This window comes from Streptomyces sp. NPDC052023 (assembly GCF_044548465.1).
Lineage (GTDB): Bacteria > Actinomycetota > Actinomycetes > Streptomycetales > Streptomycetaceae > Streptomyces.
This window is the reverse complement of record NZ_JBIUBW010000008.1, coordinates 66,631-90,572: the sequence shown is the minus strand read 5'-3', so window position 1 is coordinate 90,572 and position 23,942 is coordinate 66,631. Positions and strand designations below refer to the sequence as shown.

At 72.8% G+C, this 23,942-nt stretch carries 22 protein-coding genes and 2 tRNA genes; 8 read left to right on the top strand and 16 right to left on the bottom strand.

What is annotated here, in order from left to right:
• Positions 1 to 115 precede the first annotated feature (115 nt).
• The 7 genes from ACIHCM_RS18465 to ACIHCM_RS18435 form a co-directional block, all read right to left on the bottom strand.
• Positions 116 to 189 (bottom strand) — tRNA-Lys (locus ACIHCM_RS18465).
• Positions 180 to 965, bottom strand: a complete 786-nt coding sequence (locus ACIHCM_RS18460) for a bifunctional DNA primase/polymerase (RefSeq protein WP_399896674.1) — start codon at positions 963 to 965, stop codon at positions 180 to 182. The genes ACIHCM_RS18465 and ACIHCM_RS18460 overlap by 10 nt, the downstream gene beginning before the upstream one ends.
• Positions 878 to 1,240, bottom strand: coding sequence for a hypothetical protein (locus ACIHCM_RS18455; protein ID WP_399896671.1), 363 nt, complete (start codon positions 1,238 to 1,240; stop codon positions 878 to 880). The genes ACIHCM_RS18460 and ACIHCM_RS18455 overlap by 88 nt, the downstream gene beginning before the upstream one ends.
• A gap of 132 nt (positions 1,241 to 1,372) precedes the next feature.
• Positions 1,373 to 2,713, bottom strand: a complete 1,341-nt coding sequence (locus ACIHCM_RS18450; protein WP_399896668.1) for an AAA domain-containing protein — start codon at positions 2,711 to 2,713, stop codon at positions 1,373 to 1,375.
• Positions 2,710 to 4,341 (bottom strand): hypothetical protein, encoded by a 1,632-nt coding sequence (locus ACIHCM_RS18445; RefSeq protein WP_399896665.1) that lies wholly within the window; start codon positions 4,339 to 4,341, stop codon positions 2,710 to 2,712. The genes ACIHCM_RS18450 and ACIHCM_RS18445 overlap by 4 nt, the downstream gene beginning before the upstream one ends.
• Positions 4,332 to 5,618 carry a hypothetical protein gene (locus tag ACIHCM_RS18440; protein ID WP_399896662.1) on the bottom strand — a complete coding sequence of 429 codons (1,287 nt, stop codon included), beginning with the start codon at positions 5,616 to 5,618 and terminating at the stop codon, positions 4,332 to 4,334. Before ACIHCM_RS18440 ends, ACIHCM_RS18445 begins: the two co-directional genes overlap by 10 nt.
• The gene (locus ACIHCM_RS18435) at positions 5,569 to 6,522 is read right to left on the bottom strand and encodes a phosphatase PAP2 family protein (RefSeq protein WP_399896659.1); all 954 of its coding nucleotides are present in this window, start codon (positions 6,520 to 6,522) and stop codon (positions 5,569 to 5,571) included. Before ACIHCM_RS18435 ends, ACIHCM_RS18440 begins: the two co-directional genes overlap by 50 nt.
• A 204-nt stretch (positions 6,523 to 6,726) precedes the next feature.
• On the opposite strand from ACIHCM_RS18435, the gene ACIHCM_RS18430 reads away from it, so the two are divergent.
• Positions 6,727 to 7,323 carry a histidine phosphatase family protein gene (locus ACIHCM_RS18430; RefSeq protein WP_399896656.1) on the top strand — a complete coding sequence of 199 codons (597 nt, stop codon included), beginning with the start codon at positions 6,727 to 6,729 and terminating at the stop codon, positions 7,321 to 7,323.
• A gap of 44 nt (positions 7,324 to 7,367) precedes the next feature.
• Here the strand turns inward: ACIHCM_RS18430 and ACIHCM_RS18425 are convergent, their stop codons facing one another.
• Positions 7,368 to 8,819 carry a hypothetical protein gene (locus tag ACIHCM_RS18425; RefSeq protein ID WP_399896653.1) on the bottom strand — a complete coding sequence of 484 codons (1,452 nt, stop codon included), beginning with the start codon at positions 8,817 to 8,819 and terminating at the stop codon, positions 7,368 to 7,370.
• A gap of 279 nt (positions 8,820 to 9,098) precedes the next feature.
• Between ACIHCM_RS18425 and ACIHCM_RS18420 the strand changes: the two genes are divergently transcribed.
• Both ACIHCM_RS18420 and ACIHCM_RS18415 read left to right on the top strand, forming a co-directional pair.
• On the top strand, positions 9,099 to 9,515 hold the full coding sequence (locus ACIHCM_RS18420) for a hypothetical protein (protein WP_399896650.1): 417 nt from the start codon (positions 9,099 to 9,101) through the stop codon (positions 9,513 to 9,515).
• A gap of 69 nt (positions 9,516 to 9,584) precedes the next feature.
• Positions 9,585 to 10,454 carry a spermidine synthase gene (locus tag ACIHCM_RS18415; RefSeq protein ID WP_399896647.1) on the top strand — a complete coding sequence of 290 codons (870 nt, stop codon included), beginning with the start codon at positions 9,585 to 9,587 and terminating at the stop codon, positions 10,452 to 10,454.
• Between the two features lie 73 nt (positions 10,455 to 10,527).
• On the opposite strand, the gene ACIHCM_RS18410 is transcribed toward ACIHCM_RS18415, so the two are convergent.
• A complete protein-coding gene (locus ACIHCM_RS18410; protein WP_399897171.1) occupies positions 10,528 to 11,058 on the bottom strand; it encodes a hypothetical protein in 531 nt (176 codons plus the stop codon).
• A gap of 129 nt (positions 11,059 to 11,187) precedes the next feature.
• Here ACIHCM_RS18410 and ACIHCM_RS18405 point away from each other — a divergent pair, with 129 nt between their 5' ends.
• The 3 genes from ACIHCM_RS18405 (at position 11,188) to ACIHCM_RS18395 (ending at position 14,858) form a co-directional block, all read left to right on the top strand.
• Positions 11,188 to 11,892: a response regulator transcription factor gene (locus tag ACIHCM_RS18405; protein ID WP_399896644.1), complete on the top strand. Its 705-nt coding sequence runs from the start codon at positions 11,188 to 11,190 to the stop codon at positions 11,890 to 11,892.
• Entirely contained in the window at positions 11,889 to 13,298 is a 1,410-nt protein-coding gene (locus tag ACIHCM_RS18400; protein WP_399896641.1) for a sensor histidine kinase, read from the top strand. The genes ACIHCM_RS18405 and ACIHCM_RS18400 overlap by 4 nt, the downstream gene beginning before the upstream one ends.
• 108 nt (positions 13,299 to 13,406) lie before the next feature.
• Positions 13,407 to 14,858, top strand: a complete 1,452-nt coding sequence (locus tag ACIHCM_RS18395; RefSeq protein ID WP_399896638.1) for a cellulose binding domain-containing protein — start codon at positions 13,407 to 13,409, stop codon at positions 14,856 to 14,858.
• 66 nt (positions 14,859 to 14,924) lie between these two features.
• On the opposite strand, the gene ACIHCM_RS18390 is transcribed toward ACIHCM_RS18395, so the two are convergent.
• From ACIHCM_RS18390 to ACIHCM_RS18375, 4 genes are all read right to left on the bottom strand, one after another.
• Entirely contained in the window at positions 14,925 to 16,352 is a 1,428-nt protein-coding gene (locus tag ACIHCM_RS18390) for a GH1 family beta-glucosidase (protein ID WP_399896635.1), read from the bottom strand.
• Between the two features lie 75 nt (positions 16,353 to 16,427).
• Positions 16,428 to 17,324 (bottom strand): carbohydrate ABC transporter permease, encoded by an 897-nt coding sequence (locus tag ACIHCM_RS18385; RefSeq protein WP_399896632.1) that lies wholly within the window; start codon positions 17,322 to 17,324, stop codon positions 16,428 to 16,430.
• Positions 17,321 to 18,352, bottom strand: a complete 1,032-nt coding sequence (locus tag ACIHCM_RS18380) for a carbohydrate ABC transporter permease (RefSeq protein ID WP_399896629.1) — start codon at positions 18,350 to 18,352, stop codon at positions 17,321 to 17,323. The genes ACIHCM_RS18385 and ACIHCM_RS18380 overlap by 4 nt, the downstream gene beginning before the upstream one ends.
• Positions 18,353 to 18,357: 5 nt before the next feature.
• Positions 18,358 to 19,662 (bottom strand): extracellular solute-binding protein, encoded by a 1,305-nt coding sequence (locus tag ACIHCM_RS18375; protein ID WP_399896626.1) that lies wholly within the window; start codon positions 19,660 to 19,662, stop codon positions 18,358 to 18,360.
• A gap of 362 nt (positions 19,663 to 20,024) precedes the next feature.
• Between ACIHCM_RS18375 and ACIHCM_RS18370 the strand changes: the two genes are divergently transcribed.
• Together ACIHCM_RS18370 and ACIHCM_RS18365 are read left to right on the top strand one after the other, a co-directional pair.
• A complete protein-coding gene (locus tag ACIHCM_RS18370) occupies positions 20,025 to 21,080 on the top strand; it encodes a LacI family DNA-binding transcriptional regulator (protein WP_399896623.1) in 1,056 nt (351 codons plus the stop codon).
• Positions 21,081 to 21,169: 89 nt separating this feature from the next.
• The gene (locus ACIHCM_RS18365) at positions 21,170 to 21,466 is read left to right on the top strand and encodes a hypothetical protein (RefSeq protein ID WP_399896621.1); all 297 of its coding nucleotides are present in this window, start codon (positions 21,170 to 21,172) and stop codon (positions 21,464 to 21,466) included.
• 33 nt (positions 21,467 to 21,499) lie between these two features.
• On the opposite strand, the gene ACIHCM_RS18360 is transcribed toward ACIHCM_RS18365, so the two are convergent.
• The 3 genes from ACIHCM_RS18360 to ACIHCM_RS18350 form a co-directional block, all read right to left on the bottom strand.
• Positions 21,500 to 21,572, bottom strand: a tRNA-His gene (locus ACIHCM_RS18360).
• Between the two features lie 108 nt (positions 21,573 to 21,680).
• Complete coding sequence (gene orn / locus ACIHCM_RS18355; protein WP_399896618.1) at positions 21,681 to 22,289, bottom strand: oligoribonuclease; 609 nt, start codon at positions 22,287 to 22,289, stop codon at positions 21,681 to 21,683.
• Between the two features lie 116 nt (positions 22,290 to 22,405).
• A complete protein-coding gene (locus ACIHCM_RS18350) occupies positions 22,406 to 23,635 on the bottom strand; it encodes a helix-turn-helix domain-containing protein (RefSeq protein ID WP_399896615.1) in 1,230 nt (409 codons plus the stop codon).
• Positions 23,636 to 23,942 lie beyond the last annotated feature (307 nt).

The window sequence follows — 23,942 nt, the reverse complement described above, 5'->3', positions numbered from 1 at the left end:
CGGCCGACGGTCACGGGTGGCCGACGCCGGGGCGAGACCGAAGGGGCAAGGCCGCACAGGAACGACGATGGCGGGACGGCTCGCGTTTCCGCGAGCCGTCCCGCCATCGTCATCGTGCGCCGCCAGGGACTCGAACCCCGGACCCGCTGATTAAGAGTCAGCTGCTCTAACCAACTGAGCTAGCGGCGCCTGCTGACGTCGTAGACCTTAGCACCCTGGTCGGGGGGAGGAAAAATCGATATCCGCACCGCTGAGCGGGCCGCCCGGACCGCCGCCCAGAGCAGGATTTCCGGGCCGGGGAGCCACGGGTGACGGGTGTCGGGGGCGACGAGCCAGCGGGAGCCGGCCGCCGCCTCGGGTTCCCTCGCGGCCGGGGCGGGGACGGTGACCGCGTCGCCCGTTCCATGGCACAGGAGCGGCGGGACGGCGGCCGTCCGGCCCGGTGACCCCGCGCCCGCGGACCCCCACTCCTCCCAGTCCAGCAGCGACGGCAGCCGCTGGGCCGTACCCGGCGCGGCGAACAGCAGCATCCGGCCCCGGAACACCGCGACCGGGCCGGAACCGGGACCGTCGTCCCACAACCGGTCCAGCATCCGGCGTCCGAAGATCGCGGGAGCGCTCACGACGTCGAAGGCGGAACCGCAGGGCAGCACCACGGGTGCGTCCGGCCGCTCCTCCCAGAACGCGAGGGTGCTGCGCGGATACGTTCCTGCCGAGGCGAGCCAGGCCGCGCCGTCCGTGGTCAGTGTGCTGCTGCTCATGGCAGCTACAAGTACCGGGAGTGAACACCCCATTTCCCTGGGTTGCCGGAAACCGGGACAGGAGGGGGTGAGAAGGGGTACCTTGCCCGGCTGGCATATGCCGGGAGGGTGGACCCTCAGACGGGATCCGGGCCCCGCGCGTCGACGCCCCGCAGCAGATCGCGGCCGAACTCCACCATCTTCTTGGCGTAGTCCTCGGTCCACTCGGCCTGCTCGGCGATGTCCGCCGGCGTCAGCCGGTCGAACCGGCGCGGATCGGCGAGCTGGGCCGCCGCCATGGCCTGGAACTCCACCGCCCGGTCGGCCGCCGCCCGGAACGCCTGCGTCAGTTCCGTGGCCCGGGCCAGCAGCCTGCGGGGGTCGTCGATCGACTCCAGATCGAAGAAGTGCTCCGGGTCCGAGGCCGCCTCCGCGGGCTCGAAGAGCAGGGGCGCGGGGCGTAGCCGCGGTTCGTTCCGACGCGGCGTGGGCTCCGCCATGTCCTCATCTCCTCCTCGTACGTGTCCGACGGCACCATCCGTCCAGGGTGGGCCACCCTCAATTCTCTCGCGCCCGCGCAAGGGCGCCCTGAGGCCAGGAGTCCGGTGCGTGACCGCAGGCCGTGACGCCGCTCATGGTCGCCACCCCACCCGGTGCCCGGCCAGGTGGGCCAGCACGGCGTGGTTGGCCTCCCACCCGTCCGGAAACTTGACCACCGTCCCCAGCTGGACCGGCTCCGTCGACGGGTAGTCGTCCAGGAGGTCGCTCACACCGGCCCGGCAGACCACGATGCACGCGTGCCGGTGGCGGGAGGCCAGCACGCACAGGCGGCCGGTCTCCAGATGGAAGGCGGTGGCGTCGGGGCGGCCGGAGAGCGGGTGCAGCACCACCGTGACGTCGTACTCCCGGCCTTGGAGCCGGTTCGCCGTGTCGACGGTGACCTCGTGCACGCCGAGCTCGGCGAGGGCCGCCCGGACGGCCGCCGCCTGGTCGCGGTGGGCCGTGCCGACGGCGATCCGGTCGGCGGTCAGCGGCGCCGGCTCCGGCGAGCGGTCCGACGAGGCCGCCCCGCCGCGGTCCAGCAGCCGCCGTACCACCGCCGCCACCGCCCGCACCGCCTCCGGGTCGGTGCGCGGTGTGTGCCGTGCGGGCAGCTCCAGCAGGCCCCAGCCCGACTCCGCCGCCTCGTCGATCACCCGGTCGGGCCCGGAGCCGTCCGACGGGACACCGAAGGTGAGCCGCCGGTCGCCGTGCCCGGTGCCGCTGCGGAACGGCGTGAACGGATAGAACGCGTCCGAGACCAGCGGAGCGGCCGAAGCGGGCAGCCGCCAGGAGACCGGCAGCCGGTGCTGCGGCAGCTGCGGGTTGTGCGCGAGCAGCGTCGTCACGGCGGACCCCGAGGGGTCGTACGACAGCCCCGCCCACTGCTCGCTGCCCACGATCGCGAACGGATCCAGCTGCCCGGGGTCACCGACGAACAGCGCCCGCTCGAACAGCCCGGCCACGGCGAGCAGGGAGTCCGACCGCATCTGGTACGCCTCGTCGACGATCGCGTGCCGCCACGGCTCGTCGACCTTCACATGACCCCATTTGGCGGCGGTGGACAGGACCACCGGCAGCCCCGTCAGGTCCGCCGCCTTCGCCGACTTCCGTACGTTCGCCAGCTCGTCCAGCGCCTTGTCGTACGGGTCCGCGTCACTGCTGTGCAGGCGGCCCACCGGCAGCTCGGGGTTCTTCTCGGCGAGCCTCAGGACCAGGTCGTCGACCTGGGCGTTGGTCTGCGCGACGACCATCAGCGGGCGGCCCGCGTCGGCCAGTTCGAGCGCCGCGCGCACCACCAGCGTCGACTTGCCGGCGCCGGGCGGGGAATCGACGACGACACCGCGGTGCGGGCCGTGCAGGGTGTCGTGGAGGATCGCGCCGGTCGCGCGCGCCGCCGCGGCACCGGGGTCGAAGACGGTCTCCGTGGTCACAGGACGTCCTCCTCGGTGACGGGATCGGCGGGCTCCGGACCGGTCGCCTCACCGGGTGGCCCGCCGTGCGTCCACGGCGTCTCCTCCGGGTCGGGCAGCTTCGCGCCGCCCCGCTGCTCGTGCTCGAACAGCGTGAAACACACGGAGTCGCCCTTCTCCGGCACGGACCCGGCCTCGGGCTCCTTGCCGCGCCCCATCTTGTCGAGGATCCGCAGGACGAGCAGCCCGCCGCCGCTCCCCCCGGGCCCGCCGTCCTCCGGCGCCCCCTCGTCCTCGTACGCGACGAACTCGGCGGCCTGCGGCTTGCCGCCCAGCGAGCGGTACACCTTCGCGCGCTCGCCCAGGTGCGGCCGGTCGTCCGTGCGGACGGTGACGAGCGGGCGCGGACTGGGCCGCTTGCCCTCGCTGTACGCCATGACCACATCCGTGACCTCGCCCGCGAACGCCTCCCCGGACAGCCGCCGCCCCGCCATCACCAGCGGATCGTCGAGAGCCTCCTGGGCCTCCAGGCGCGCCTGTTCGCGCTCTCGCGCGGCCAGCTTGTTCGCCGCCGTCACCGCGTCGTCGCGGCGCGGCTGCGGGGGCTCGCCCGCGAGCACCCGGTCACGATGACCGGTGAACGACCAGCGGTCGCGCGTCCACCGTTCCTCGACCCGCGCCCCCTCGGGCAGCTCCCGCAGCAGGTCCAGGCCCCGCCAGACCGCGTCCCAGGTGGGGCGCGTGACCCGCTCGACAAGGGCGCGGATCTCGCGCTCGGCGGCGGTGACGTCCCCGAGCCGGTCGTCCGCCTCCAGGCCGTCCTCGGCGGCGGCGAGGGCGGTGCGCGCCCGGTCGTAGCGATCGATGGCCGGGGCGAGCAGCTTGTTGTCGAAGGCCGGGTCGGTGGCCGGTCCCGCCGGCGGCCACAGCAGCTGGCCCCGCCCGTCCCGGTCCAGCTCGGCCCGCAGCGCGGCCTCGGCGCCGGTACTGCCCTCCGGCGGGTCGATCCAGGCGAGCAGCGCGCCCAGGTGCTGGTCCTCCAGGCTGGACTGGCCGGTCGCCCAGTGCCGTGAGAGCACGTCCGTCAGGGCGAGCAGCAGTGAGGAGCCGGGGACCCGCGCGCGCTCCCCGTAGTGCGTCAGCCACCGGCCGAGCAGGGGCACCCGCGGCGGCGCGGGATGGGGCGTCCCGGGGTCCTGCTCCGCCGTACGGCGAAAGCGCATCGAGCGTCCCAGGAGCCGTACGAGGTCGATGCCAGGGCGGCTCGGCACGATCAACTGCGGGGCGTCCGCGCACAGTTCCACCTCGACCTTGACCCGCTTGCCGGTCTCCGGGTCGGTCTCGGTGCGCTCGGCGGCCTCGACGCTCTCGGCGTGCGCGTCGAGGTACGGCAGGACCACCTCGGCCAGTTCGGCCAGGAAGGTGAACCGGAGGTCGCGGTCGCGTGGCTGCGGTACGGCCAGCAGGCGCGGCGCGTCCCGGTCGGTGCCGACCAGCGCGCCCAGCGGGGCGCCCGCCTCACCGGCGGTCGTCAGCGGTACGAGGACCAGGGGGTGCTCCGACAGGTGCCGGTGCCGGACGGTCGCGGCCGGCTGGGCCCGCCCGGTGCCGACGGCTTCGAGGCGGGCGAGGGTGGAGATCAGCGACACCGGGCGGCCTCCGGGTCCTCGGTGCGCCGGTGGGGCGCGCCGGGGTGCTGCGGCTCGTGCGTCCCCGGGGGCTGGGCGGCGGGGGCCCCGGGGTGCTGCGGGGCAGGCGTCCCCGGGGGCTGCGCGGGAGGTGTCCCCTGACGCTGCGCGGCCGGCGTCCCGGGGTGCTGCCGGCCCAGGGCCTCGGCGCGCAGCTGGGCCGCCCGGCGCAGGGCGGCCACCGCCGGGTCGGCCGGGTCGCCCGTCTCGCCACGGGAGGCCGCGAGGATCTCCTCGACGGTGGTCAGACCGCCCAGTTCGGCGCGGAGGGAGCGGCCGAGGGAGGTCACCGCGCCCCGCGCGCGCGAGCGTTCCCGGCAGTGGAAGGCCAGCTCGCACGCGGACAGGCACTCGGGCGCGTACGTCGCCGGAACCGACTCGACCGCGGCGGTGAGCCGGTCGGCGGGCAGCTCGGGGGAGAAGCACGTGCCCTCGGGGAGCGCGCCGGCGATGTCCTCGATGCGCGTGAGCCGGGTCAGCTGGCGCCGGGTGACCGCGCGCTGCTTGCGCACGTCCACGGCGGAGGCGGTGGGCAGGTTGGAGAAGTCCTTCGGGCAGACCAGCAGGACCTGGTGGCGCACCGGCGGGGCGGGATCCATGCGGGCGGCGACCTCCTCCAGCGCCAGCACGTACACCGCCGCCTGCCGCGCGGCGGCCCCCACCTTCGCGGGATCCGCGGAACCGTCCAGCATCGGGAACGACTTGATCTCGACGACCGTCCAGGCGCCGTCCGGGTGCACGACCACGGCGTCCGGCTCCAGGAACGCGGGGGAGCCCGCGACGTCCAGCGCGAGCATCGGATGGTCGAGCAGCGTCCAGCCACCGGCTTCGACGGCCTCGCGCAGTGCCAGCGCCGTACGCGCGGCACGGCCCTCGGGACCGACTGCCGACAGCTCGGGCAAGCGCGCTTCCGCGGGGGCCCCGGCGCCCGGGTCCAGCTTCTCGTGCGCCAGCCGCAGCAGGTCGGCGCCGCCGTCCGCCTTCACGCGCGCCTCGAACGCGTTGCCGCGCATGAAGGCGAACTGCGACTGCCCGAACGCCGGCGGCGAGCCCAGCGCACCGGCCAGCGCCGCCTTGTCCACCCCGGCGCCGTCGAGGATCGCGCGCCGTCTGCAGCCCGGGTTGGCGGCGAGGGCCGCCAGGGCGCGGGCGTCCAGCGCCTTGGCCGGGACGTCGGGACCGCGCAGCTCAGCGAGCCGGTGCCGGAGCGCCGTCCCCCGCGTCCGTGGGGGAGGCACTCGGCTCGGCTCCTGATCCGAACCGCGACTCGCGCTGCCGTGGAATTCGCTCACCCGCCGAAGTCTGACATCCGCCACCGACAACCGAGGCCCGAGCCGCCCAGGAGTCCGTCGTGGCCGGTGTGACGCGGGCGGTCAGCGATGTCCGCACGCGGCTGGAGGCGCGCATCACGTACGGCGTCAGCAGCAGCCCGGCGCCCATCACGGCGGCCCCCGCGACCGCGTCGAGGAAATAGTGGTTCGCGGTGCCCATCACCACGATCGTGGTCACCAGCGGATAGACGACGCCGGCGGCCTTGGCCAGGCGTGTCCCGCCGTACCGCCACAGGATGACCCCGCACCACAGCGCCCAGCCGACGTGCAGGCTGGGCATCGCGGCGTACTGGTTGGTCATGCCGCCCAGTCCGCGCGGCGCGCTCGCCTCGCCGGCCCACCAGCCGTACGTGCTGTACTGGGCCATCGTGTCCACGAAGCCGTACCCGGCGGACAGCAGCCGGGGCGGGCAGGTGGGCATCAGCGTGAAGCCGACGAGACCGATGAAGGTCGAGGTCATCAGCCAGGTGCGGGCCGCGCGGTAGCGCACCGTCCGGGACCGGAAGAGCCAGATGAGCAGCGCGGGCGTGACCAGGTAGTGCAGGGACGCGTACCAGAAGTCGGCCGGTACGCCTACCCACGCCTCGCGCGTGAACAGGCGGTTGAGCGGATGCTCGGCGTTGAGATGCAGGGCCTTCTCGACGCGCAGTATCGCCAGGCCGTGGTCGACGGCGGTGGTGGCGTCGCCGCGGGCGAGCAGCCGCCCCGCCGAGTAGCAGGCGTACACCAGCAGGATCAGCGGCAGCTCGGACCACCAGCGCAACCGGGGGTGGGGGGACGCCTCGATGCCCGGTGTCTCGGCGTGCGGCATCCGATCGCCCTCCCCCATCTCGTCGCGGCGCCCCTCGGCCCGGCGGCCGGTCGTACCACTTTACGGTGTATGTGTCTGCGCCCTACGGGTGCCCTTCCGGCCCTGATAGACGCCGGGATCGCCCCCCGGGTTGCCCGTGGAGGAGGTGCGCGATGATGGAGAGGTTCCGCCTCAGTTCTTCTCCAGGAAAGGCCCCGTCCCCTCATGGCACCGCGCATCCTGCTGGCCCGGCACGGGCAGACGGAGTGGTCGCTGGCCGGAAAGCACACCGGCAGGACCGACATACCCCTCCTCGACGAGGGCCGGCGCGGCGCGAAACTCCTCGGCGAACGCCTGCACCAGGCGCCGCATGCCGGGCTCCGCGGCGTCGAGGTCCGCACCAGCCCGCTCTCCCGCGCGCGGGAGACCTGCGAGCTGGCCGGTTTCGGCTCGCGGGCCGGCACCTGGGACGCCCTCCTGGAGTGGGACTACGGTGCGTACGAGGGCCTGACCCCGGCCGAGATCCAGGCCCGCCGCCCCGGCTGGCTCATCTGGCGCGACGGTGTCCCCGAGGGCGAGAGCCTGGCCGGCATCACGGCCCGCGCGGACGAGGTCGTCGGCTGGGCCCGCTCGCAGGACCGCGACGTCCTGGTCTTCGCGCACGGCCACATCCTGCGGTCGATCGGCGCCCGCTGGCTGAACCTCCCCCTCGACTTCGCGGCCCGCATCCGCCTCAACCCGACATCCCTGTCCGTGCTGGGCTGGGCGTACGGCGAGCCGGCGATCGAGAGCTGGAACGACATGGGTCACCTGGCGGGGTAGCCGTACGGGGGGCGCGACGCCGGGTCCGGCACCCCGTACCCGCGTCACACCTGTCGTGGCGTGGAAGCGTGCCGTTCGAGGAACGCCGACACCCCGGAAGCCCGCCGGTGCGGCAGCAGCACCCGTGCCGTCCCCGCCAACATCGCCTGGATGCGCGACGACTGCACCTCGTCCAGCAGGTCCAGCACCCGCATCCCCGCCGCGGCGGCCTCGTCGGGCCGCCCCCCGCGCGCGAGATCGTCGGCGAGTTCGGCCGTGTAGAGGGCGATGTTCCGGGTGAAGTGCGGATCCTGCAGATGCGCCGCCCGCCGCGCGTGCCGCGACGCCCGGGTCCAGTCGCCCAGCGTCGACCAGCACTGGGCCTCCAGCGCCTCCAGTTCGGCTTCTCCGTAGAAGGTCATCCACTCGGGGTCGGCGTCCGAGGAGCCCCGGTCGTACAGGGCGTGCGCGCGGGTGAGCGCCTGGGCGCATCCGGTGCGGTCGGCGAGGCCCGCCCATCCCCCTGCCTCGCGCAACGCCAGCAGCGACATCAGCCGGGCCGACCCCAGGGGCCGCGCGATCCGCTGTGCGGCCTGCGCCGCCCGAACCGCCTCCCGGGGCCGGCCGGCATCCCGTGCGAGGAACGCCGTGTTGCAGAACGCGTGCGCCTCCAGCGCCGGATCCCCGGTCATCCGCGCGGTCGCCAGCGCCTCCGCGTAGTGCGAGCGCGCGTCGTCGAACCGGCCCGAGTCGTGTGCCAGCCACCCCACCGAGATGGCCAGCTCACCGGCGCCCGAGTGCAACCGGTCGGCGGTCGCCTGCCGTGTCGCTCCGGCGTCCAGCAGCGCGTACGCGGCGCGAAGCGGAGCCGCCGCGCGCCGGTACAACCCGTCCGCCCCGTGCCGGTCGTCGAGCAACCGGATTCTGCGGACGGCTTCTTCGAGTGCGCCCGCCTCGCTCGACCCGGCGCGCCGGACGGGACGTTCCGCCGCCGAGGCGTCGAGTGCGAGCCCGAAGGGACCCAGCGAGGCGGCGGCCACGGTGGCGCCTCCGCCGGTCATGAATGCGCGACGCAGCACGTCGCTCTCCTCGTAGTTGATGTGCGTGTCGTACGGGTCCTGCGTGGTGTCATACGGCTCGCCCGGCCCGCGCGTCTCACTCGTGCTCTGCGCCGGGCTCTGGGAGTGCACGGGGGGCGTGTCCTCGTCCGTGCGCGCCCCGCGACCGCGCCCGCGAACGGACGAGCGGGGCGCGAACCCCAGGTCGGTGAGCGTGCGTCCGGGGAACATGTGCAGGAACACCCGCTCGTAGGCGTAGTTGGGACAGCGGATCTCGCCCGCCTCCACCCGGCCGATGTAGCGCGCGTCACAGCTGACCCGCTCGCCGATCTCGCGCGCGGCGCGCCGCACCGCCGCGGCGAACTCGGCAGGTGAACGCCTGCCGCGCAGGCGCCGGAAGGCGAGGTTCGGCCGCGGTGGCCGGTTGGGCTGGGACGAGGTCGCGCTTGACGACGTCATGGCCGGGTCCTCTCATGCGAACCGTCGAACCATGCCGGATTAGGGTGAGTTGAACTATTTATCCAAGTGATGCCCTGATTCCGGCGGGCAAGAACGTACCTGCTGTGACGAGCCCGGCACGCTGCGTTTGGCTACAAACCGGATATCTCATACGGGATCTGCCATGAACTGCCATCCTTTGCGGCGCACTTTCGCCGTAGCCGTTGACGCCGTGGGGCGTTGAATCCTGTGGACCGGGAGCCGCCCGACTCCCGGCCTGCTCGCCCAAGGAGGGGTTCCGTGGTGGAGGCCGGGATGGAGACCAGCCGGAGCACTGCTTCCTGTACGCCGTTGCCGGCGTGCGACCTCGTGACGGTTCCCGCCCGGCAGGGGCTGGAGGCGGTGGACATTCTCCGGCGCGGTGAGATCGAGGCCGTGGGCCCGGTCCTGCACGACGACGGCTGCGACACCCTCTGCTTCGTGGTCCCGCCCGGGACGGCGGCGGGGTGGGACATGCCGGGCAGCACCTGCACCGAGACCAACGGACGGGGACTGAGCCTGGCGCCCGAGCCGCCGGCCGGTGGCCCCGAGTCGCTCCCCGGCTCGGCCTGGCTGCTGCCGCCCGGCGAGTCCGAGCCGGCGACCGACCCCGCGGTACTGCGCCGGGCACTGGGCGAGGCGGCTCGGACGATCGAGGCGGCGGACAACTGCCGCTGACGCCGGCGGCGGCCCCGGCCCCCCGCCGCCGGCTGCGCCGATGCCGCCGTACCCCCCGATAATGGCTGCGTGGGAAAGTCCAGGAAGCCGCGGCGGGTGCAGGCCGCCGTCGAAGCCGTCGAAGAGACCGTCGACGGCGGGCTCGCCCAGCTGATCCCGGACCCGGACCGGGCGCGTGCCTGGACCCTGCTGATCGACGGCGCCCCGCAGTCGCACGTCGATCTGGACGACCCGGCGTACCTCTTCTTCGAGTACCAGCGGCGTCTCGGCCACGTCATCGACCTCGCCGCCCCACCCGGCAGACCCCTGCAGGCCGTCCACCTCGGCGGTGGCGCCCTCACCCTCGCCCGCTACGTCGCCGCCACCCGCCCCCGCTCCACCCAGCAGGTCGTCGAACGCGACGCGTCCCTTGTCCAACTGGTCCGCCGCGAGTTGCCGTTGGCGCCGAACGCACGCATCCGGGTGCGCTCGACGGACGCCCGCGCAGGGCTCGGCAAGGTGCCGGACGGCTGGGCGGACCTGGTCGTCGCCGATGTGTTCAGCGGCGCCCGTACGCCCGCCCACCTCACCTCGACCGAGTTCCTCGACGAGGTCCGCAGGGCGCTGCGGCCCGGCGGGTTGTACACCGCCAACCTCGCCGACGGTCCGCCGCTCGCCCATCTGCGCGGCCAGATCGCCACGGCCGCCGCACGTTTCCCCGAGCTCGCCCTGGTCGCCGACCCGGCCGTGCTCAGGGGCAAGCGCTTCGGAAACGCGGTCCTCGTCGCCTCGGACCATCCCCTCCCGATCGCCGAACTGACCCGCCGCGCCGCCTCCGACCTCCACCCCGGCCGCGTCGAACACGGCAGCAGGCTCACCGACTTCACGGGAGGCGCCACCCCGGTGACGGACGCCGCGGCGGTCGCCTCACCGGCGCCTCCACCGTCGGTCTTCCGCTGAACCCGTACGCGAACGCCGGACGCTGAACACCGGCCGCCGGACGCCGGTCTTGGGGCACGGCGCCGCACGTGGGCTAGTACGTACCGATCTCCACCCGCGGCGGGCCGTCGTGCCATGTGCAGAACACCGACACCCGCTCGGCGCCCGCCGCGAACTCCACGCGGATCCACGTCTGCGTCTTCCACACCTGCATCGACCAGCCCGCGCCCGGCGTCGCCGACACCAGCGTCGCGGAGCTTTCGCCGAGGTCGAAGACGACCCGGCCCCCCTCGGTGGCGTAGCTCTTGACCTCGCCGGACGCGGACGCGGACGCGGAGGCGGGCGCCTGCGGGCTCGGGGCGCTGCTCGCGGCGGCCGGCGGGACCGGCCCACGCGTCGCCGGCGAGGAGCTCGGGGTCTTCGACGGCTCGGCCCGGCGCGTGCTCGCGGCGGTCGGCCCCGGCTCCGGCTCCCGCGTGGTCGTGCCGGCCGCGGTCACGGGCAGCGCGCGCGGTGGGTCGTAGACCGTGCCCGCCATGACCGAGTGGACACCCCACCACGACAGCGTGGTCGCCGCGCCCGTGGCGAGCGACCAAGCCAGTACGTGTACGACTCCTCTGAGCATCGCGGGCCATACTGCCTCACCCATGCCACTGCTGTCCCACCGGTCACGGCGGCACGTGAGTTGTCCACAGGCTGCGGGTTGTCCACAGGCGCCGGACCAGGCTCCGCCGCATGGCGTACGGTGCGGCGCATGGCAAGTGTTCTCGTCGTCGAGGACGACCAGTTCGTACGCTCGGCGCTCATCCGGCATCTGACCGACGCCGCGCACACCGTGCGCAGCGTGGGTACGGCGCTGGAGGCGCTGCGCGAGGTGGCCCATTTCCGTTTCGACGTCGTCATCCTGGACCTCGGCCTGCCCGACCTGGACGGCTCCGAGGCCCTGAAGATGCTGCGCGGCATCACGGACGTCCCGGTGATCATCGCCACCGCGCGGGACGACGAGGCGGAGGTGGTCCGGCTGCTGAACGACGGCGCGGACGACTATCTGACCAAGCCCTTCTCCGTCGAGCACCTCTCGGCCCGGATCGCCGCCGTGCTGCGCCGCTCCCGCGCGGCCGGGGGCGACGCCCCGCCGTCCCCGGTGCTCCGGGTCGGGGGTCTGACCGTGGACCCGCTGCGGCGCCAGGCCGAGCTGGACGGCGTACGACTGGACCTCACCCGGCGCGAGTTCGACCTGCTCGCCTTCCTCGCCGGGCGGCCCGGTGTCGTCGTGTCGCGCCGGGAGCTGCTCGCCGAGGTGTGGCAGCAGTCCTACGGGGACGACCAGACCATCGACGTCCATCTGTCGTGGCTGCGCAGGAAACTGGGCGAGACCGCCGCGCGGCCGCGCTATCTGCACACCCTGCGCGGCGTCGGCGTGAAGCTGGAGCCGCCGGGAGCGGAGGCGCGGCCATGAGATGGGCACTGGTGAAGGTCTCGCTGGCGGTCACCGCGATGGTCGTGGTCGCCTTCGCGGTGCCGCTCGGCCTGGTCATCAAGGAGATGGCCCGCGACCGCGCGTTCTCCGGCGCGGAGCGGGACGCGGCGGAGATCGCCCCGGCACTGTCCATCACCACCGACCGTGCCCAGCTCGAACGCGCCGTCGCCGCCGCGGGATCCGGCGACGTCGTGGCCCTGCACATACCGGGCGGTGACGGCACGCAGGACGTCGGGATCGGCCGGCAGCGGGCCGCCGACGCGGACGTGGAGGCCACCCGGGAGACCGGCCGGGCCTCGACGGCCGCGGCCCCCGGCGGTTCGGCACTGCTCCAGCCGGTCGCGCTGAGCTCCGGGAGGTTCGCCGTTGTCGAGGTGTTCATCCCCGACGCGGCGGTGGCCAAAGGCGTGGGTACGGCCTGGGCCGTGCTGGCCGGGGTCGGGCTGGCCCTGGTCGTCGGTTCGGTCGCGGTCGCCGACCGGCTGGGCGCGCGGATGGTGCGGCCGGCCCAGCGCCTGGTCAAGGGCGCGCGCGAGCTGGGGGACGGCCGGCTGGGCGCCCGGGTGCCCGAGGAAGGACCGCGGGAACTGCGGCTGGCGGCCGTGGCGTTCAACTCGATGGCCGACCAGGTCGTCCAGCTCCTGGCGAACGAGCGGGAGCTGGCGGCGGACCTGTCCCACCGCCTTCGGACACCGCTGACCGTGCTGCGGCTGAACGCTGCCTCCCTCGGGGACGGGCCCGCCGCCGAGCAGACCCGGGCCGCGGTGGCCCAGCTGGAGCGTGAGGTCGACACGATCATCCGGACCGCCCGGGAGGCCAAGCCGCAGACCACCGCGGCCGGCCCGGGCGCCGGGTGCGACGCGGCGGAGGTGGTGCGGGAGCGGATGGCGTTCTGGTCGGCGCTGGCCGAGGACGAGGGCCGCAAGGTGCGCACGGCCGGCGTGGACCGCCCGGTGCGCATACCCGTGGCCCGCGCCGACCTGGCCGCCGCCCTCGACGCCCTGCTGGGCAACGTCTTCCGGCACACCCCCGTGGGCACCGCCTTCGCGGTCGACGTGCACAACGGCGAGGACGCGGTGATCGTGCTCGTCTCCGACGCGGGGCCCGGCATAGCCGACCCCGAGGCGGCGATGGCGCGCGGCCGGGGTTCCGGCAGCGACGGGTCGACCGGCCTCGGGCTGGACATCGTGCGGCGGCTCGCGGAGGCGACGGGCGGTGACGTGCGGATCGGTTCGTCGGTGCTGGGCGGGACCGAGGTGCGGATCTGGATCCAGCTGGACGGGCGTGCGCGGATGCCCGGGCGGCGCAGTCACCGAGGGGCCATGAGACGCCGCAGACCGGGCAGGCCGAGCGCGACCATTAACCGCTCCGGATCGCTTCCTTAAGCGCACCATAAGATCCCCGGACCCGTCTCGATCAGGCCTTTTGCCCGATTCCAGCTCGCTAGCGTGCTGCCGCAATCCCTCCTCGTGAACAGCGAAGGCAGGCACGTGATGAGCACGCACCGGCGCAGGACCAGTGGCAGGAACAAGGCGATCGGCGGTGTGGTCGCCGCGGCGGTGGCCGGCGGCGGCGCGTTCCTGTTCACCGGCACGGCGCAGGCGGCCGGGACCGGCGCGGCGTACACGAGGACCAGTCACTGGTCGACGGGGTACACCGGGCAGTACGTCGTCACCAACGACAGCGACCGGAAGAAGACCGGCTGGAAGCTGGAGTTCGACCTCCCGTCGGGTGCGAAGCTCGGCTCGCTGTGGAACGGCGAGTCCGCCGTGAGCGGCCGGCACGTCACCGTGCGGCCGCCGTCCTGGGACAAGGACGGCCTGGCGCCCGGCGAGTCGGTGACCGTCGGTTTCGTGGTCAACGGCTCGGCCGCGCCCACCGGTTGCCTGATCGACGGCGCGAAGTGCTCCGTCGACGACTCCGCCACGCCGGAGCCGACCGGCCGTCCGGCCACCCCGGCCCCGGCCGCCACGCCGACCGGGGAGCCGACGGCGCCCCCGGCCGGCACCCCGACGGCCACCCCCTCCCAGAGCACCGGCACCGGTACGTCCGCGACCGCCGGCTTCGCCCCGTACGTCGACACCTCCCTCCACCCGGCGTTCGATCTGCTCGCCGCCGCCGAGGCGACCGGCGTGAAGGACTACAACCTCGCCTTCGTCACCGACGGCGGTGGCTGTACGCCGAAGTGGGGCGGGGTGACGGACCTGGCGAACGACGCCGTGGCCCGGCAGATAGGGGCCCTGCGGGCACAGGGCGGCGACGTCCGGGTGTCCTTCGGCGGCGCGGCCGGCAGCGAGCTGGCCATGGCGTGCGCGTCGGCGGACGCGCTGGCGGCGGCGTACGGGAAGGTCGTCGACGCCTACGACCTCACCAAGGTCGACTTCGACGTCGAGGGCGGCGCGCTGCCGGACAAGGCCGCCAACACCCGCCGCGCCCAGGCGATCGCCGGGCTCCAGAAGCAACACCCCGGCCTGGACGTCTCCTTCACCCTGCCGGTGATGCCGGAGGGGCTCACCCAGCCCGGGGTCGACCTGCTCGCGGACGCCGAGCGGAACGGCGTGCGGATCGACGCCGTCAACATCATGGCGATGGACTACGGCCCCGCGTACAGCGGCGACATGGGCACCTACGCCGAGCAGGCGGCCACCGCCACCCAGGCCCAGATCAAGAGCGTGCTCGGTCTCTCCGACAGCGCGGCCTGGAAGACGGTCGCGGTCACGCCGATGATCGGTGTCAACGACGTCGTCACCGAGGTCTTCACGGTCGAGGACGCCACCCAGCTGGTGAACTTCGCCAGGTCGAAGGGCCTCGGCCGGCTGTCCATGTGGTCGGGCACCCGGGACAAGGCGTGCCCCGGCGGCCCGAAGCCCGCCGCCGACGCCACCTGCAGCTCGGTCGACCAGGACGAGTTCGCCTTCTCCAAGGCGTTCGCGGCCTACGAGTAGACCCTGACCCCGGGGCGCGGCACTCCCCCCACCGGTGCCGCGCCCCGGCCTCCCCCTCGCCCCCGGCTACACCCCGGCGACCGGCGGCAGCGTCCCCGAGCGCGCCGCCTGTGCGTACCACAGGGCGCTCGACTTCGGCGTCCGCTCCAGCGTCGCGTAGTCGACGTACACCGCGCCGAACCGCTTGCCGTAGCCGTACGCCCACTCGAAGTTGTCCATCAGGGACCACAGGTAGTAGCCCCGGACATCGGCGCCGTCCGCGACGGCCCGGTGGACCGCGGCGAGGTGGCCGTGGAGGTAGGCGATGCGCTCGGGATCGTGGACGCGGCCCTCGGGGTCGGGCTTGTCGTCGTAGGCGGCGCCGTTCTCGGTGATGTACAGCGGCAGTCCCGGTGCCTCGCGCGTGTACCGCATGATCAGTTCGTGCAGGCCGGACGGGTCGATGGTCCAGCCCATCTCCGTTCGCTCACCCGGCGTCTGATGGAACGCCACGTCGTCCGCGCCCGGCCAGGGGGAGTGGGCGCTCGCACCGTGACCGTCGGCCCGCGGGCCGTTCGCCTCGGAATCGGCGGCCGAGACCAGCGCCGGGGTGTAGTAGTTGAGGCCCAGGGCGTCCAGCGGCTGGTGGGCGGCGACCAGGTCGCCGTCCTGGACGAACGACCAGTCCGTCACCGGCGCCGTCGCGGCCGTCAGGGTCTGCGGGTAGGCGCCGTGCAGCATCGGGCCGTGGAAGATCCCGTTGGCCAGGTCGTCGATCTTCCGGGCCGCCGCCAGGTCCGCGGGGTCCTGCGAAACAGGCCGCACCACCGACGAGTTGAGGGACACCGCGATCGAGTTGCGGGCCGGCATCACCGACCTCAGCGCGGAGGTGCCCAGCCCGTGGGCGAGGTTCAGATGGTGGGCCGCCCGCAGCGCGGCCGCCGGTTCGGTCCGGCCGGGGGCGTGCACGCCCGAGCCGTAGCCGAGGAAGGCGCTGCACCACGGCTCGTTGAGCGTGATCCACTGCTCCACCCGGTCACCGAGTGCGTCGCCGACGATCTGTGCGTACTCCGCGAACCGGAAGGCGGTGTCGCGCTCCGGCCAGCCACCCGCGTCCTCCAGCTCCTGCGGCAGGTCCCAGTGGTAGAGCGTGACGGCCGGCTTGATGCCGGCTGCCAGCAGCTCGTCCACCAGCCGCCGGTAGAAGTCGAGCCCGACCTGGACGGCGGGGCCGCGGCCCGTCGGCTGCACCCGCGGCCAGGAGATGGAGAAGCGGTACGCGGTCAGGCCCAGCCCGGCCATCAGCGCGACGTCCTCGCGGAAGCGGTGGTAGTGGTCGACAGCGATGTCACCGGTGTCGCCGTCGGCCGTCCTGCCCGGCGTGTGGCTGAAGGTGTCCCAGATGGACGGGGTGCGGCCGCCCTCCCGCACCGCGCCCTCGATCTGGTACGCGGAGGTGGCCGCGCCCCAGAGGAAGGCGGGCGGGAAGGAGACCGGCGATTCGGGTTCAGGCATGGAAGCGCTCCCAGGAAGGTCGAGAGAAAGAGGGGCCGAGGCGGCGGTGACCCGGCCCCTGGAGGCGAGAAGGCGTCAGCCCTTGACCGCGCCCTGCATGATGCCGCCCACGATCTGCTTGCCGAAGATCGCGAAGACCAGCAGCAGCGGCACCGTGCCCAGGAGGGCACCGGCCATGATCAGGGACTGGTCGGGGGTGTAGCCGCGGCCCAGACCCGCGACCGCCACCTGCACGGTCGGGTTGCCGGTCTGCGTCAGGACCAGGAACGGCCACAGGAAGTCGTTCCACGTCTGGACGAACATCAGCATGCCGAGCACCGCCATCGCGGGCCGGGCCGCCGGGAACACGATGTGCCACACCACGCGCCAGCTGCTCGCACCGTCCACCCGCGCCGCCTCGATCAGCTCGTCGGGCAGCGCCTGGAGCAGGTACTGGCGCATGAAGAACACACCGAACGCGCTCACGATCGACGGCAGGATCACCGCCTGGAGCTGATCGGTCCAGTCCAGCTTCGCGACCATCATGTACAGCGGGATCACGCTGAGCTGCGGTGGCACCATCATCGTGCCGATGACGATCAGCATCATCGCGTTCCGGCCCCGGAACCGCAGCTTGGCGAAGGCGAACCCGGCGACCGTCGACAGCACCACGATGGTGACGGCCGAGATCCCGGCCACGATCGTGGTGTTGAGGAAGGCCTCGCCCAGGTTGGCGTCCTTCCAGGCGATCTCCAGGTTGTCCATCAGGTTCGAGCCGAACCAGAACGGCGGCGGCGTCTCGGCCAGCCGCTGGTTGTCCCGGGACGCCGCGATCGCCGTCCACACCAGCGGGAACAGCGACCCGACGGTGAACAGGGCGAGGATCGCGTAGGCGACGGGCCCGGCGTGCAGGGTCCCGCCGGCGCGCGCGGCCTTGGACCGCCGGGGGCGCCCGGCCCGCCCGGCCGGCGGCTTGGTGAGTGTCGTCGTCACGGCCGGTCTCCTCCACTACTGGCGCGCAGCCGGCGCGAGATGACGTAGTTGACGATCCCGATCACGATGAGGATCAGGAACATCGTCCAGGCGATGGCGGAGGCGCGGCCCAGGTGCTGGTTGACCCAGCCCTGCTCGTACAGGTACAGGCCGAGCGTCTGGAACTGGTGCTGGGATCCGCCCGAGGCCCCCTTGTTGGCGTCGAACAGCAGTGGCTCGCCGAACACCTGGGAGGCGCCGATCGTCGACACGACGACGGTGAACAGGATCGTCGGCCGTAGCGAGGGCAGCGTCACATGGACGAACTGCTGCCAGCGGCTCGCCCCGTCCAGCGCCGCCGACTCGTACAGGTCCTGCGGTATCGCCTGCATCGCCGCCAGGTAGATCAGCGCGTTGTAGCCGGTCCAGCGCCAGATGACGATCGTGGAGACGGCGATCTGCGAGGGCCACTTGTCGTTCTGCCAGTCGACGTGGTCGAAGCCGACGGCCCCGAGCGCCCAGTTGATCATGCCGTAGTCGCGGCCGAAGAGCAGCACGAAGACCAGCGAGGCGGCGGCGATCGAGGTGGCGTACGGAGCGAGCATCACGACCCGGTAGAAGGTCGAGGCGCGCAGCTTGTAGTTGAGGATGTGGGCCAGGCCCATCGCCATCAGCAGCTGCGGCACCGTGGAGATGACGCCGATGGTCAGGGTGTTGCGGGCCGCGTTCCAGAAGAAGTCGTCGTCGAAGATCCGGGTGTAGTTGCGCAGGCCCACCCAGTTCATGTCGGTGGGCGCGGTCAGCTCCACCTGGTGCAGCGAGGCCCACCCCGTGTAGACCAGCGGAAACAGGCCGAACGCGAGGAACAGCAGGAAGAACGGCGAGACGAAGGCGTACGGGCTGAAGCGCATGTCCCGCTGCCAGCGACGGGACAAGCGGGCCCGGCGCCGCCGCTCCTGCTCGGAGACCGGCGCGCCGGCCGGGCGGGCCGGGGCCGCGCCCCCCTCCTTGACGGGGGACGCGGCGGCGGTGTCGTGCCCAGTGGTCATACGGGTCACTGGTCCAGGTTGTTGTCGATGGTCTTCACGGCGGTGTCCCAGGCCTCCTTGGCCGACTTGCCCTGCGCGACCAGGATCACGCCGTTGTCGGTCAGACCCTGCTGGATGATCTGGTCCTTCGGGCCGATCACCTGCACCGGGGCGCTCTTGGCGGCCTCGGCGAAGATCTCGCCGATCGGGGCGTCACCGGTCATGTCGTTCTTGGCGCTCTTGACCTCGTCCATCTCGTACGCGGGCGGCGTGCTCGGGAAGTTGCCCTGCACCTTGAACAGCTTGGCCTGCTGCTCGGGCGCGGTCAGCCAGGCGGCGAGCTTCGCGGCCTCCTCGGCGTTCTTGCCGGACTTGGGCACGGCCAGGAAGGAGCCGCCCCAGTTGCCCGACTTGGGAGCCGCGGCCACGTCCCACTTGCCGGCCGCGTCCGGCTTCGACTTGCCCTTGATGTAGCCGAGCATCCAGGGCGGGCAGGACATCGCGGCGAACTTGCTGTTGGCGATGGTGGTGTCCCAGGCCGGCTGGAACTGCGTCTGGTTGCCGACCAGTCCGTCCTCGGCCGCCGCCGCGGTCAGGTCGAACGCGGACTTGACGGCCGGGTTGGTCTTGTAGACGACCTCGCCGGAGGAGTCGTAGAAGCGCTCGGTCTCACTGCTGAGGATCGCCTGGATCAGGCCGCCGGGGGAGTCCATGAAGGTGGTGCCGGAGGGCGCGTTCTTCTGGTAGTCGCGGCCGGCGTCGACGAACTTCTCCCAGTCGCCCGCCCACAGCTTGCCCACCTCCTCACGGTCGGTGGGCAGACCGGCCTTCTCGAACAGGTCCTTGCGGTAGCAGACGGCCATCGGGCCGACGTCGGTGCCGAGGCCGATCGTCTGGCCCTCGGGGGTGGCGGCCTGCTTCCACTTCCACTCCAGGTAGTCGCTCTCCTTGCCGTACTTCGACAGGTCGAGCAGCTTGGCGCCCTGGGTCTGCGCCACCTCGGCGATGTTGCCGACCTCGACGGCCTGGATGTCCATCAGGCCGCTGTTGGTGGTGAGGTGGTTGACGAGCGCCGGGTAGTAGTTCTCGTTGCGCTCGGTGACGTTCTCCTTGATGGTGATGTCCGGGTGGAGCTTCATGTACTCGTCGTAGAGGCCGGCTTCCTTGAAGCCCATCGTGCCGAACAGGCCCAGCGTGATGGTGGTCTTGCCCTTGCCGCCGCCCGAGGAGCCGGAGCCGCCCTCGTCGCCGCCGTCGTCGGCACAGCCGGCCAGCAGCCCGGCGCCCAGCGTGGCGATGGCCGCGAGGACCACCGGCTTACGTGCTCGCATTGCGTCCTCCTGTTGCCCTGACGTGCCGACCCCCCGGCCAACTGCATTGTCGGGCCCGTGATGTGTTGCGCTGCGGCTCGGGCGGGGAACGTGCGGGTTGTGTAGGTGTCAGGTACTGTGGGAGCGCTCCCACCAGTGATGTGTTGAAGAGTCGTCGGTTCCCGCAGGGGTGTCAAGGGAGCGGACAGCGGCAGATGTGTTCAGTTATCGGGCTGTTAACTGGAACGTGAGGGTCCGATGCGGCCGCTGCCGGCGGCCGGTTCCGGCCCGTCTCCGGGGTGCGGCCGGTGCGGGTCACCCCAGCACACGGGACTGTTAGATTTCCAGGCCAGCGTGATGAACGGCGGCGGAAGGCGGAGCCCATGGCAAGCCACGGAGCGCGGGGCCGGAGCGGTGGCCGGCCCACCCTGGAGGAGGTTGCCGCGCGCGCCGGCGTGGGCCGCGGCACCGTCTCCCGGGTGATCAACGGCTCGCCCCGGGTCAGCGACGCGACCCGCGCGGCGGTTCAGGCGGCGGTCGCCGAGCTCGGCTACGTACCGAACACCGCGGCCCGCGCCCTCGCCGCCAACCGCACCGACGCGATCGCCCTCGTCGTCCCCGAGCCGGAGACCCGGTTCTTCGCGGAGCCGTACTTCTCGGACATGCTGCGCGGTGTCGGCGCCGAGCTGTCCGACACCGAGATGCAGCTGCTGCTGATCTTCGCGGGCAGCGACCGGGAGCGCCGGCGCCTCGCCCAGTACCTGGCGGCGCACCGCGTGGACGGCGTCCTGCTGGTCTCGGTCCACGCGGACGACCCGCTGCCCGACCTGCTGGCCCAGCTGGAGATCCCGGCGGTGATCAGCGGTCCGAGATCGGCGGAGGAGACCCTGACCTCGGTCGACTCCGACAACTACGGCGGGGCACGCTCCGCCGTGGAACACCTGGTCGCCGGGGGCCGCCGGCGCATAGCCCACATCACCGGCCGCCTCGACGTGTACGGCGCCCAGCGGCGCATCGACGGCTACCGCGACGCGCTGCACGACGCCGGGCACCCGGCGGACGAACAGCTGATCGAGGCGGGTGACTTCACCGAGGAGGGTGGCCGGCGCGCGATGACCGAGCTGCTGGCCCGCGCGCCCGACCTGGACGCCGTCTTCGCCGCCTCGGACGTGACCGCGGCGGGCGCCCGCCAGGCGCTGCGCGAGGCCGGCCGCCGTATCCCCGGCGACGTGGCCCTGGTCGGCTACGACGACTCCGCGATCGCCCGCCACATGGACCCGCCGCTCACCAGCGTCCGCCAGCCCATAGAGGAGATGGGCCGCCGGATGATCGACCTGTTGCTCGCCGAGATCGCCGACCGGCGCCCGGCGGTGTCCCGAGGGCCGCAGCGGCGCCAGATGGTGCTGGCGACGGAATTGGTGGCGCGGGCGTCGTCGTAGCGGCCGGGTTGCGCCGGGTGAGTCAGGGGGCGCCGCACGGACGGCCGGGTCGGGAGGCGGCCCGCCCGGGCCGTGCATAAGATCCGCGGGTGGCACACACCTTCGAGGAACTTCTGGCGAAACAGCGGGCCGCGGACGAGGCGCACACGAGGGTCCTGGAGCTCCGGGACGCCTACGGCGCGCCGACCCACGAGGGCGGCTGGAACACGCCCCAGCGTGAGACGTACGAGACGGCCTGGCGGGCCTGGCGTGACCTCGACCGCGATCTGGGGCAGACGGTCACCGAGTACGCGAGGGAACAGGGGTCGACACGCTCGGAGGTCGAGGCCGAGCTGCGCAAGGTCCTGCCGGATCCGGAGGCGCACCGGGACACGACCGAGGGCTGACCCCTTTTCAGGGATCAGCCCTCGGTTCGACAGGGTGAGTGACGGGACTCGAACCCGCGGCATCCTGGACCACAACCAGGTGCTCTACCAGCTGAGCTACACCCACCATGACCGGCGGTTCTACTGTCGTTTCCCCGACCGGCCGAGAAAAAGTGTACAGGGTCCGAAGGGGTGCTCGCGCACGGCTTTCGCGGCGCCCCTCGCGCGGGCTCGCTCAGGCGGGCTGAGCAGGCAGGACGTGCTTGGCGGCGATCGCCTTCGCGGTGTCCGAGTCCGGGCCGGGCTGCGGCACGAAGACGGCCTCGCGGTAGTAGCGCAGTTCCGCGATGGACTCACGGATGTCGGCCAGCGCGCGGTGGTTGCCGTTCTTCTCGGGGCTGTTGAAGTACGCCCGCGGGTACCAGCGGCGGGCCAGCTCCTTGATGCTGGAGACGTCGACGATGCGGTAGTGGAGGTAGTCCTCCAGCGTGGGCATGTCGCGCAGCAGGAAGCCGCGGTCGGTGCCGACCGAGTTGCCGCACAGCGGGGCCTTGCCCGGCTCCTTGACGTGCTCACGTACGTACGTGAGGACCTGCTCCTCGGCGTCCGCGAGGGTCGTGCCGTCCGGGAGCTCGGCGAGCAGGCCGGACGCGGTGTGCATCTGACGGACCACTTCCGGCATCGTCTCCAGCGCCCGGTCCGGCGGGCGGATGACGATGTCCACCCCTTCGCCGAGTACGTTCAGCTCGGAGTCGGTGACGAGGGCGGCCACCTCGATGAGAGCGTCGTCGGACAGCGAGAGGCCGGTCATCTCGCAGTCGATCCACACCATGCGATCGTTCATGCGTCCACCCTACGGCCGGGATGCGCATGTGAGGTGTGCCGTGCAGCCCCCGAGACGGCAGCGGGGTCCACAGGGGCGGTTTGCGCCCTGTGGACCCCGTCACACCGTTGCGGCGGTTACGACCCGCTTCGCTGCCCCGGCAGGCTCGCACGGGCGTACGCCTCCCGGGCGTGGTCCCCCGGCAGGGACGAGGCGCCGACCGCGCTCGCCGCCGCCGTACGCCGTGCCTGCATCGGCACCGGCCCCTCCGGGTGCAGCGGGGCCGGCGGGCCGGTCATCGGCGCGGGCGCGCCCACCGGGCCGTCGCTGTCCGAGGGGCGTTCGGACTGCGGGCGGCGTGCTCGGTACGCCGCCCGGTACGCGGCCGGGGACGAACCCAGCTGGCGGCGGAAGTGGCCGCGCAGCGCGACCGGCGAGCGGAAGCCGCAGCGGCCCGCCACCTCGTCCACCGAGTAGTCCGACGTCTCCAGCAGCCGCTGCGCCTGGAGCACCCGCTGGGTGATCAGCCACTGCAGCGGCGCGCTCCCGGTCAGCGAGCGGAAGCGGCGGTCGAACGTACGACGGCTCATGTACGCCCGTGCCGCCAGCGTCTCCACGTCGAACTGCTCGTGGAGGTGCTCCAGCGCCCAGGCGACGACCTCGGCCAGCGGGTCGGCGCCGATCTCCTCCGGTAAAGACCTGTCGAGGTAGCGCTCCTGTCCGCCGGTCCGGCGCGGCGGGACCACCAGCCGGCGGGCCAGCGCACCGGCCGCCTCGTTGCCGTGGTCCGTCCGCACGATGTGCAGACAGAGATCGATTCCGGCCGCCGTCCCCGCGGACGTCAGCACGTCGCCGTCGTCGACGAACAGCTCCCGCGGGTCCACGTGGACCGACGGGTAGCGCTTCGCCAGGGTCGGCGCGTACATCCAGTGCGTGGTGGCCGGGCGGCCGTCCAGCAGGCCCGCCGCCGCGAGGACGAACGCCCCCGTGCACAGGCCCACGATCCGGGCGCCCTCCTCGTGCGCCCGGCGCAGTGCGTCGAGCGCGTCCTCCGGCGGTGGCGAGGTGATCGATCGCCAGGCGGGCACGACCACCGTGCCCGCGCGGGAGATCGCTTCCAGGCCGTGCGGCGCGGTCAGCTCCAGGCCCCCTGTGGTCCGCAGCGGGCCGTCCTCACCCCCGCACACCAGTAGTCGGTAGCGCGGTACGCCGGCGTCCTGGCGGTCGATCCCGAACACCGACAGCGGTATGGAACTCTCGAAGATGGGGCCGCCGCTGAACAGCAGCACCGCGACGATCTCCTTGCGGCGGCGCCCGGACAGTTTCCGGGCCGCGGTTTCCGGCGCGGCAGTGGAGTCGTGGCTCATACTGCTAAGCCCCCCTCGGTGGTCGCGGCTCCTCGGTTGTGTCGCTCCTGCACGTTTCCCCTCGGTCCTGCACGAGTCCCCCGCCGTAGACAGTCAAGATCGAATCTACTGTGTCGCGTTGTGCCGGCGTGGCCAGTTCATCACCCGGCACATTGTCGACTTGGCAACTTGGCGTGAAGCATTCGATCACGAAGCGTTGCACCAGCGGGCCGCGCAGGGAAGTGCGCCTTGTCGCAGTGGCCAATCCACGTAGGGTGCGCGCGCCCCCTGAGACCCTTTCCGTGCAGGTCGAACGGGGGTTGAGGGG